The organism is Sulfuricurvum sp. RIFCSPLOWO2_12_FULL_43_24 (assembly GCF_001829605.1).
GTDB lineage: Bacteria > Campylobacterota > Campylobacteria > Campylobacterales > Sulfurimonadaceae > Sulfuricurvum.
In genome coordinates this window covers 1-8,928 of record NZ_MIBT01000012.1, presented here as the reverse complement: position 1 = coordinate 8,928, position 8,928 = coordinate 1, and the positions used below count along the sequence as shown (strand labels likewise).

At 47.4% G+C, this 8,928-nt stretch carries 7 protein-coding genes; 4 read left to right on the top strand and 3 right to left on the bottom strand.

Annotated features, from left to right (window positions below; translation table 11 throughout):
* From A3G19_RS01040 to A3G19_RS01030, 3 genes are all read left to right on the top strand, one after another.
* Positions 1 to 821 (top strand): AMP-binding protein (locus A3G19_RS01040; protein WP_294870145.1); only part of this gene is annotated, 821 nt, incomplete at its 5' end.
* On the top strand, positions 818 to 2,077 hold the full coding sequence (locus A3G19_RS01035; protein ID WP_294870143.1) for an MFS transporter: 1,260 nt from the start codon (positions 818 to 820) through the stop codon (positions 2,075 to 2,077). The genes A3G19_RS01040 and A3G19_RS01035, both read left to right, overlap by 4 nt.
* Positions 2,074 to 3,561 carry a YiiX/YebB-like N1pC/P60 family cysteine hydrolase gene (locus tag A3G19_RS01030; RefSeq protein WP_294870141.1) on the top strand — a complete coding sequence of 496 codons (1,488 nt, stop codon included), beginning with the start codon at positions 2,074 to 2,076 and terminating at the stop codon, positions 3,559 to 3,561. The genes A3G19_RS01035 and A3G19_RS01030 overlap by 4 nt, the downstream gene beginning before the upstream one ends.
* Positions 3,562 to 3,572: 11 nt before the next feature.
* On the opposite strand, the gene A3G19_RS01025 is transcribed toward A3G19_RS01030, so the two are convergent.
* Positions 3,573 to 4,841, bottom strand: coding sequence for a 3-isopropylmalate dehydratase large subunit (locus tag A3G19_RS01025; RefSeq protein ID WP_015654713.1), 1,269 nt, complete (start codon positions 4,839 to 4,841; stop codon positions 3,573 to 3,575).
* Between the two features lie 53 nt (positions 4,842 to 4,894).
* Positions 4,895 to 5,410 (bottom strand): hypothetical protein, encoded by a 516-nt coding sequence (locus tag A3G19_RS01020; protein ID WP_294870138.1) that lies wholly within the window; start codon positions 5,408 to 5,410, stop codon positions 4,895 to 4,897.
* Between the two features lie 178 nt (positions 5,411 to 5,588).
* On the opposite strand from A3G19_RS01020, the gene A3G19_RS01015 reads away from it, so the two are divergent.
* A complete protein-coding gene (locus tag A3G19_RS01015; RefSeq protein ID WP_294870136.1) occupies positions 5,589 to 6,134 on the top strand; it encodes a cytochrome b/b6 domain-containing protein in 546 nt (181 codons plus the stop codon).
* 37 nt (positions 6,135 to 6,171) lie between these two features.
* Here A3G19_RS01015 and A3G19_RS01010 read toward each other — a convergent pair.
* A partial coding sequence (locus A3G19_RS01010; RefSeq protein WP_294870134.1) for a CusA/CzcA family heavy metal efflux RND transporter occupies positions 6,172 to 8,928 on the bottom strand: 2,757 nt, incomplete at its 5' end.

Here is an 8,928-nt window from a genome sequence, read left to right as displayed (position 1 = left end):
TGTACCCATCGCCTCTGCACTATCGGGTGATTCCAGAGATTGCGTATGACCGATCATGTACGATACTCTTCGGAACGAGCACCTTTTTAAATCATTATGCTTTACACGCCCATCCGTACGATTTTTACCGCCTCCGATACGTCGTTGCCGGGGCAGAAAAGCTCTCGGCGAGTGTCAAAGAGCTGTGGTTTGAGAAATTCGGGATACGGATTTTTGAAGGGTATGGAGCGACCGAAACGGCTCCCGTTATTGCCGTCAATACCCCTATGGCGTACCGCAGCGGCACTGTAGGGCAGGTTTTACCGGGGATTGAGACGAAACTCATTCCGGTACCGGGGATCGATGAGGGGGGGATTTTGCACGTCAAAGGTGCCAATGTCATGAGCGGCTATCTCCGCGCTGATCGTCCCGGGTTTTTAGAGAAACCGAGTTCCGATGCCGGAGAGGGGTGGTACGATACGGGGGATATCGTCACGATCGATCACGAGGGATTTGTCCGCATAGCGGGGCGGGTAAAACGGTTCGCCAAAATTGCGGGGGAGATGATCTCGTTGGAATCGGTCGAGAAACTCGCCCTCAGCGCTTCACCTGCATACTATCACGCCGCATCGTCTCAAAGTGATGAGAGCCGAGGTGAAGCCCTCGTCCTTTTCACTACCGATAAAGAGATGAAGCGTGATATTCTCCAACAGAGCGCCCGCTCAGGCGGATACCCTGAAATCGCCGTCCCGCGCAAAATCGTCTATGTCGATGCCATCCCCGTACTAGGCACTGGTAAAACCGACTACGTCACCCTCAAAGCAATGGCGGCGGATGCATGAGCGGTCCACTCTATCTCCTCAAAACCCGCCGTTTTGCTCCGCTGTTCGGAACCCAGTTTTTAGGGGCGTTTAATGACAATCTCTATAAAAACACTCTCGCGGTACTGCTCACCTTTCAGGCTGCTGAGTGGACATCGATTTCATCCGCACTTCTCGCTCCTTTGATCGGTGCGGTTTTTATCGCCCCGTTTTTTCTCTTCTCGGGACTATCGGGTGAGATTGCCGATCGACTCGATAAAGCGCGTCTTGCTCGGATCGTCAAAGTGTGGGAAATGATCATGATGATTGTTGCAGCGGCAGGATTTGCAAATCATTCCTTTACGACACTTTTGATGGTGGTATTTGGGATGGGGATGCACTCGACTCTCTTTGGTCCCATCAAATACTCGATCATTCCGCAGCATATGAAGGAAAACGAATTGATCGGTGCCAACGCTTTGATCGAGTCGGGGACATTCGGAGCCATTTTACTGGGTACGATTGCCGGGGGGGCACTCGCCGCGATCCCCAATGGTGGAGTGATCGCTTCATTATGTGCGCTGGTGGTGGCCGTAGTTGGGTATCTTTTTAGCCGTTACATTCCCTCTGCACCGCCGCCGAGCCGTGAAGAGCCGTTTGCGTTCGGGTTTTGGAAACATACTACGGATGCAATCGCTTTGGCATATCGGGATCGGCTTGTTTTTTTGGCGATTTTAGCCATCTCGTGGTTTTGGCTCTACGGCGCACTCCTCCTCTCGCAATTTCCCTCCCTCGTCAAAGATCTATTGATGGGAAGTGAGGGGACGGTAACATGGATCCTCGCCCTCTTTACTCTGGGGATCGGTATCGGTTCGGTGCTGTGTGAACGGCTAAGCCATCACCGTGTTCGCTACACTCTCGTGGTCGCCGGAGCCGTCGGGATGGCGGTTGCCGGGGTCGATTTCGCATTGGGGATCGGGACGTTTGAACCTGATGGTATCTTGAGTCAGAACCCTCATTTCTGGCGGATCGTTGCGGATGTAACACTGCTGGGAATCTTCGGCGGACTCTACAGTGTCCCTCTTTATGCGCTGGTACAGGAGCGAAGTGCACCGGAGGCCAGATCGCGGATCATCGCAGCAAATAACATTCTAAACGCACTTTTTATGGTTTTGGGAGCCGTGGCAACGATCGCAATCCTCTCAATGGGCTACAGCATAGCATGGTTGTTTGGAATTGTCGCGCTAGCAACGGCACTGGTGGGGAGTATTATTTATAAAGTGAGGAGAGAGAAATGAAAAGAGTGGTGATGGGAGTTTCATGTGCGTTATTAATCATAACAGCCCCTGTATTTGGTGTAGATCACACACAATCGGATCTGTCACATATTGTTGATAGTGCCCGCCATAATGACGCGGTAGTGGTAGAGAACCTGATCCAGCGTTCTCTGATACTCCGAGAAAAGATCCCTACGTTTGTAGAAGCGGCGGATAAAGCAACAAAAGAGCACAATGGGGCAATCCCCTCCGCCCTTTCCGTTTCTATCGCCTCTTCTATCGGAGAAGCCGATGCGATCCGTACCACCTTGTTCCCGTACGCACTGCGCTATCGAAATACCCTCTATCGTACCGATGAATCACTGGATGACCGTGACCGTATCGAGTCGATTTTAATCTCGATGGCTGCTGCGCTCACTCTTTATGATAATGCCCATTTTATGGAGGAACAGTTCGCTTCCAAAAGTGCTCTGCGAGAAAAACTCAACGAAGCGTATCCTGAATACGGCGTAGAGGGTAATTTCTATAAAGATTCTCTGATGCGCGCCTCGACTCTCACCTACCGTTCTTCCATGCTCGACGCGATCCGTTTTTTTGAGGGAAACCGCCAAAGTATTGCGTATCATATTGCGAAAGCCGATCCCGCCATCCAATCTCTTTATGCGTACATCGATCACTCTGCAATGCGTGCAAAACTCGGAGGGGATAACGCCTTTACCCAAATCTCCGATCAGGTTGGTGCATTGCTCTCCCGAACGATCGAGTTACCGTTTAGTACGGTCGAAAAACTCAAATTTAACCTCTCCAAAGGGGTTGGCAACACGATGGGAATGGTGCGATGGCGAAGCGGTAAACTGCGCAATGATCGGGTGTTTCTATCGGAGTTCTCAGAACATCTGAAACCCGGTGATATTCTCCTCGAGAAGACCCCGTTTGCTCTGACGGATAAAACGATTCCGGGACATTTTGGACATGCGGCGATTTACATCGGAACCTATGATCAGCTCCGTGAAATGGGAGCGCTTGATACCCCGTTTGTTCGTAAACATCTCGATCAAATACGCGAGGGAAAAGTGATCCTCGAAGCGCTTCGTGAGGGGGTGGTCCTGAACCGTGTAGAGGATTTTATGAACATCGACGATGTCGCGGTTCTTCGCCCGAACCGACTTCAGAGCGATGCGATGCGTACGTCGCTTGATTTGGCGATGAGCCATTTCGGGAAAAAATACGATTTTGATTTCAACGTCAATACCACAGAAACAATCGTCTGTTCTGAACTCGTTTATGCGGCTTATCCGCAGATCGATTTTATGACCAAAAAGGTTTTGAGCAGTTTCACCATTTCACCCGATGACATCGCTAAACTCGCTTCAGGAGATACAGCCGCTCCATTGGAACTCACATTTTTTGCGCATGATGGGAAAAAGGTGTATGTAAAAGGGGAAAAAGAAGAAGGGGCTAAACTCTATCGAACCCTTGTTGGGATCGAAGAGAAGTATCGTTAAGAGAAAATTTCTTAACTTATGGTTGCAGGATCAGTGATATATCCTGTAATTGCCGAAGCGGCAGCCACGGCAGAATTGGCGAGATAGACTTTCGAGCTGCGTGAGCCCATACGTCCGACGAAGTTGCGGTTGGTGGTTGCAACCGCTACTTCGTTATCACCTAAGATACCCATATATCCACCCAAACATGCACCGCACGTCGGGTTGGAGACAACGCCGCCCGCATCGATGATGATATCCATGTATCCGAGTTTTGTCGCTTCACGTGCGATACGCTGTGTCCCCGGTGTGACGATAAGACGGACATCCGGATGAACGCGTTTGCCGTTAAGAATTTCAGCGGCGATTTTAAGATCACTCAAACGACCGTTGGTACAGCTTCCGATAAATGCCTGATCGATTTTGATCTGATCAGAGACAGCTTGGCTGAGGCTGTGACCGTTGGATGGCAAGAACGGATAGGCGATAACAGGTTCAAGCGCAGCAACATCGATTTCAAGGATTTGAACGTACGTTGCATCTTCGTCAGAGTAATGGATCTTCGGTTCACGTGCGAGAGGTTTATCGGCTAGGAACTCTGCCGTGATCTCATCATACGCCACGATCCCGCTTTTCGCCCCCGCTTCGATCGCCATGTTGCACATACTGAAACGATCATCCATCGTGAGGTAAGGGATCGTGCTCCCGACGAATTCGAGCGTGCGGTAGAGTGCGCCGTCAACCCCGATCATGCGGATAACTTCGAGGATAATGTCTTTCCCCGTTGTATAGGTTCCCGGTTTTCCACTTAATACTACTTTGATAGATTCAGGAACTTTGAACCAGTTTCCTCCGGTGATCATTGCAAACGCGAGGTCAGTTGAACCCATCCCTGTCGAGAATGCTCCCAATGCACCGTGAGTACAGGTGTGGGAGTCGGCACCGATGATGACGTCACCCGGGATAACCAACCCTTTTTCCGGAAGCAATGCGTGTTCGATCCCCATGTCTTTTTCATCGAAAAAGTGTTTCATTTGATATTTTTTAGCGAAATCACGGCTGATGCGCGCTTGGTTCGCTGATGCGATATCTTTGGCAGGGATAAAGTGATCCAAAACGATGGAGAACCCCTCAGGGTTGGCAAGCTTTGTTGCACCCGAATCTTCGAACGCTTTGATCGAGATGGGGGTGGTGATGTCGTTTCCGATGACCATATCGATCGGTGAGCGGACGATTTCACCGGCATAAACGGTGCGTCCGACGTGCTCGGAGAAGATTTTTTCAGTAATGGTTTGGCGCATAAGAGTTACCTTTTAAGGGTCTAAATAATGGCGCGATTATACCATATCGAGTCTTAGCGTTTTGGAGTTGGTTTGACACTTTTAGGGGTATCGCAACTTTTTGCTCCGCACGATTTGCTTTTGTCGTTATCACACCCTTTTTTCGCACTGTCGCACATTTGAGGGGAAGTGATAAATTTCATATGGTGTTGATACATCCCTATGAGGGCCGGAAATTGTTTTTTTTGCTCATCATTTAAAACCAGATAGATGGTGTCAAAGAGATCGATTTGCGCTTTGAGTGCTTTTGCATCGGGCGAGTTTAGTGCATAAGCTCCCGGATTGAAATTTCCCCCTTGGAATGCTTCGGTAGGGATCGAAGGGGTTAATAAACGGACCTCTTTTTTATAGAGATGGATAGCGGTTCGAATATCGCCGTTGTCTCCCATCCCCATTTGATCTAATGCATAGGTGATCGGTTCGATCAACGGGGGTGGATTCTTATATCTCCCATTGCAACTGTTGGAAGGGTTAGAGCAAGCGAATGCTGTAATAGTCAAAAAACTAAGGGCGATAAGTAGAGGTTTCATAAGGAACTCCTGATTCTGGATGGGTAAATCATACACTCGTATATTATAAGAAAAACTAAATTAATTATGCTAAATAATTTCTACAAAATTTTAAAAATAATCATTTTCAGATTGACAAAGTGTTAACACTCCAGTATCTTAATCCGTCTATAATAGAAAAACTAAAACAGGAGTTGTTATGCGCCATTTTTCACCCTCATTTAGAATCTGGCATTGGTTGAATGCCATTGCACTATTCGGACTTTTTATCACCGTTGTGTTGAGAGAGAGTGTTATGCACAAGGCAAATATCGGTGCAATTGTACAAGCCAAAATGGCGGAACTCGGTAGTATTATTACCGATGAGCAGGCAGTAATGATCGGTAAAGCAGTCCGTTCTCCGATGTGGGATTGGCACATCTATTTAGGAATTGCGGTTGCCGTTTTATTAGTATGGAGATTGGCGATAGTGGTCAAAAACGGATTCGGGTTCGATGATAATCCTGCCATGCAAAAGGTATATCTCCTTTATCGAGCGGTATATGGGGTGATGGCGATTATGTCTCTCAGCGGTTTGGCGCTCTATTACAAGATTACCGGTGAAGCCAAAGAGAATGTTGAGACATTACATCTGGTCTTAGGCTGGGCAATATTTGCTTTCATCGCACTCCATATCATCGGCGTGGTACTTGCCGAGAAAAAAGATCAAAGCGGTTTGGTATCGCGGATGATCAATGGGAAGTAAAGCATAACAGACTCTAACTTTTTCAGGGATAGTGCTTCTATGGTTTCGGTTTCTCATCCTTTAGAAACTCTTTCTTGACAATCCAAAGATAAAAAATCGGAATTAGAATTAAGGTCAATAATGTCGATGTGATCAATCCGCCAAGCATTGGGGCCGCTATTCGTCCCATTATTTCGCTTCCTACCCCTTTGATGTAGAGCAATGGCATAAGTCCTGCCATAAGACTAAAAACTGTCATCAGCTTAGGCCGTATTCTCTTGGCCGCACCGTCTATGCACGCATTGAGCAATGAAACGTATTCTCTTTTGCCTTCCACTCTTTTTTCATCAACGGCTTCTTTGAGGTATATAAGCATCACGATGGCAGTTTCTGCCGCAACTCCAAGAAGGGCTAAAAATCCGACTATTACGGCGATACTCATAGAAAATCCCAGTAGCTTTACAGCAAGCAGACCGCCTACGAAACTAAACGGAAGGGTAAAAAAGACGAGCGCCGTAAGACGTATATCCCTAATCGAGGCGAAAATCAGCATAAAGGTAAGAAGCAGACTGATCGGAGCAATAAGAATCAGCGTTTTTTTGGCGCTTTCGAGATATTCACTCTGTCCTGTCCATTCATACCGGATACCTTGCGGTACGTTGATTGTTTCTATCACTTTTTGTGCTACTTGCTTATACTCAGAGGGGGTTATCGTCTCTTTTGGCATGATATAGATGTAGCCGACCGGCAGCGCTTTTTCGGTTTTTATCTCCCCCGGTGCTTCTATGTAGCTGATGTCGGCGAAATCCGAGAGAACATGTTGTCCTAATTCGGTTTTGATGAGGATGTTTTTGATCGCTTCTATGTCACCCCTTGCTGAGGCATCCAGCCTTACAGATATAGGGTATCTGTGTGTTCCTTGGATCATCGTGGAAACACTTGATCCACCTACGCTTAGTGCTATAGTCTTGAATATTTCGTCTCTGTTCAGCCCGTATTGGGCTATCATATCGTCCTTGGGTTTAATATCGAGATAATATCCCGTAGCCGCCTTTTCGGCAAATACTGCCGAACTTCCTTCCACTTTGTTGAGCGCTTTACTGATTTCGTTCGAGTATTTTTCAATATCCTCAAAATTTTGACCGTAAACTTTTATACCAAGCGGTGTCCTAATACCCGTAATGAGCATATCAATGCGCCCTCGGATGGGATAGGTCCATGAGTTTGACAGCCCTTCGATTTGAAGTGCTTTGTCCATCTCCTCCATCAGCTTCTCTTCGCTCATTCCGGCTCTCCACTGATCTTTCGGCTTTAGCGTGATAATGGTTTCTATCATCGCGAGGGGAGCGGAGTCGGTCGCCGTATCCGCTCGTCCGGCTTTACCGAATACGGTTTGGACTTCTGGGAATTTTTTGATAATTTGGTCTGTTTTCTGGGTAATACTTGATGCCAAATCGACGCTAATACCCATAGGTGCAACAGGCATATACATGAAAACTTCTTCGGAAAGTTTAGGCATAAACTCCCATTTAAGAGTGTTGTATAACGGGTAGGAGAGCACCATAGTGCCGATAAATAGTATTAAAGCCGTCTTTTTGTAGCCCATAATTTTACGCAGTAAAGTCTCGTAGTGCTTTATAAAAAAGCTGTTTATCCGTGAATCTTCTTCGGCTTTAATCTTATCATTTAAAAATATACTCATTAGTGCCGGAGTGAGGGTAATGGCGATAATGGCACCAAAAAGCATAGCAAAACTTTTGGTAAATGCCATTGGCGAAAAGAGCGCTCCCTCCTGACCCGTCAGGGCAAAGATCGGCATGAAGCTTACGATAACGAGCATGAGTGCAAAGAAGATCGGACGTCCTACTTGCTTTGAGCTTTCTAATATCGCGTCAAGTTTGATGGCATAGGTGAGCGCTAGCCCCTGTTTCCTTTTTTCAATGATATGCTTATGGGCATTTTCAACGAGGACGATGGACGCATCTACCATGGCACCTATCGCAATGGCTATTCCTCCGAGACTCATGATATTCGAGCTCATTCCAAACGATGTCATCGCTAAAAAAGTAAGCCCGATAGTAAGCGGAAGGGTGAGGACGATAACGGCAATACTTCCTGTGTGTCCGAGAAAAATTGCAACGATGATGGCGACAGCGATCGCTTCTTCGATAAGGGCTCTTTTGAGGGTATCAACCGCTTTTTCAATTAATTCACTTCGGTCGTAGACGGGTACGATTGTTACATCCGGGCCGGTAAGTGTTTTTAGCTTTTCTTTGACATCTGCTATGACTTTATAGGCATTTTCTCCTATTCTGGCGATAACGATACCCCCTACCGTCTCGCCCTCTCCGTTTAGATCCGCAACTCCTCTTCGCTCCGAGGGGGTAAGGTTTACGCTTGCAACATCGCGTATACTCAAGGAGAGACCATTGTTGGCAAGGAGCGGTGTATTAAGTATCTCCTCCTCGTTTGCATAGTATCCGCTGGTTTGCACCATATTTTCAAACCCATTTCGCAGCACAACCCGCGCTCCATCGGAGACATTCGTTTTTTCTATGGCATTTGAGATATCCAGGATGGAGAGATTGTAGTTAACCAGCGCATTTTGATCTGCGGTGATTTCGTAATTTTTGACGAATCCTCCGACACTTGCTACTTCACTGACACCCGGCACTGAAAGCAGTCCGAAACGGAGAAAATAGTCTTGATAACTTCGCATATCGGCTAGATTTAATGTCGTGGAGGTAAGGGCGTATTGGTATACCCAGCCAACACCCGTGGCATCCGGTCCCAGCGTTACTGAGGCGTCTTTCGG

What these genes read in the sequence shown, in the direction of transcription:
- A3G19_RS01015 (WP_294870136.1), top strand. Translation starts at nt 5,589, where the DNA reads ATGCGCCATTTTTCACCCTCATTTAGAATCTGGCATTGGTTGAATGCC.
- A3G19_RS01035 (WP_294870143.1), top strand. Translation starts at nt 818, where the DNA reads ATGAGCGGTCCACTCTATCTCCTCAAAACCCGCCGTTTTGCTCCGCTG.
- A3G19_RS01025 (WP_015654713.1), bottom strand. Translation starts at nt 4,841, where the DNA reads ATGCGCCAAACCATTACTGAAAAAATCTTCTCCGAGCACGTCGGACGC.
- A3G19_RS01020 (WP_294870138.1), bottom strand. Translation starts at nt 5,410, where the DNA reads ATGAAACCTCTACTTATCGCCCTTAGTTTTTTGACTATTACAGCATTC.
- A3G19_RS01030 (WP_294870141.1), top strand. Translation starts at nt 2,074, where the DNA reads ATGAAAAGAGTGGTGATGGGAGTTTCATGTGCGTTATTAATCATAACA.